This window comes from Deinococcus sp. (assembly GCF_018260405.1).
Classification (GTDB): Bacteria; Deinococcota; Deinococci; order Deinococcales; family Deinococcaceae; genus Deinococcus.
The window spans coordinates 1-1,036 of the sequence record NZ_JAGLBG010000105.1 but is presented as its reverse complement, the minus strand read 5'-3'; the positions used below and the strand labels follow the sequence as shown (position 1 = coordinate 1,036).

The following is a 1,036-nucleotide window of genomic DNA, read 5'->3' as shown; positions in this document are numbered from 1 at the left end:
TGCGAGAGGTCGGGGTACTGGGTCGAGGAGTGGTTGCCCCAGATGGTCAGGTTCTTGATGCTGCTCACGGGCTTGCCCGTCTTTTCGGCCAGCTGAGAGATGGCGCGGTTGTGGTCCAGACGCACCATAGCCGTGAAGCAGCGGGGGTCGAGGTCGGGCGCGTTCTGCTGGGCGATCAGGGCGTTGGTGTTGGCGGGGTTGCCCACGACCAGCACCTTAACGTCACGCTTGGCGACCTTGTTGAGGGCCTCGCCCTGCGGCTTAAAGATGCCGCCGTTGGCTCCGAGCAGATCACCGCGTTCCATACCGGCCTTGCGGGGCATGGCGCCTACCAGCAGGGCGTAGTCGGCATCCTTGAAAGCGACCATCGGGTCGTCGCTGGTCACCACATCGGCCAGCAGCGGGAAGGCGCAGTCGCGCAGCTCCATGACCACGCCGCTGAGCGCCTTGAGCGCGGGGGTGATTTCGAGCAGTTGCAAAATCACGGGCTGGTCGGCCCCCAGCATATCGCCAGCGGCGATGCGGAAAAGCAGGCTGTAGCCGATCTGTCCGGCAGCGCCAGTTACGGCCACGCGAACGGGTTGTTTCGTCGTCATAGTGTTTCCTCCGTGGGAATTGGTTTTACGCCCCACAATATCGCGAAGCGGGGGCCGGGCGCAGGGGCGTTCCTGCAACGGGGACAAGCTCGGGCAGCGGGGCCGGGCCGCTCAGAGGCCCAGACGAGCGTAGATAGTGTCCACGTGGCGCAGATACCACTGCAACTCGAAGGCCGCGTCCAGTTCTGCGTCGCTCAGCGGATTGGCGGGGTCGGCCCTCAGCAAGTCGCGCAGGCCCTCACCGGTCTCCCAGGATTTAAGGGCGCTGCGCTGCACCAGCGTGTAGGCGTCCTCGCGCATCATGCCTTTTTCGTCGATCAGGGCGTGCAGCACCCGCTGACTAAAGACCAGACCGCCCAGGTCGTTCATGTTTTTCAGCATGCGCTCGGGAAACACCACCAGGTCACGCAGCACCCCGGTCAGGCGGCGGGTGGCGTAGC

At 64.8% G+C, this 1,036-nt stretch carries 1 protein-coding gene and 1 pseudogene; both read right to left on the bottom strand.

The window, feature by feature from the left end:
* Positions 1-596 (bottom strand): malate dehydrogenase (locus tag QZ269_RS11205; protein WP_291426795.1); only part of this gene is annotated, 596 nt, incomplete at its 3' end.
* A gap of 111 nt (positions 597-707) precedes the next feature.
* Positions 708-1,036, bottom strand: a pseudogene (locus QZ269_RS11200) (adenylosuccinate lyase); the annotation flags it as partial.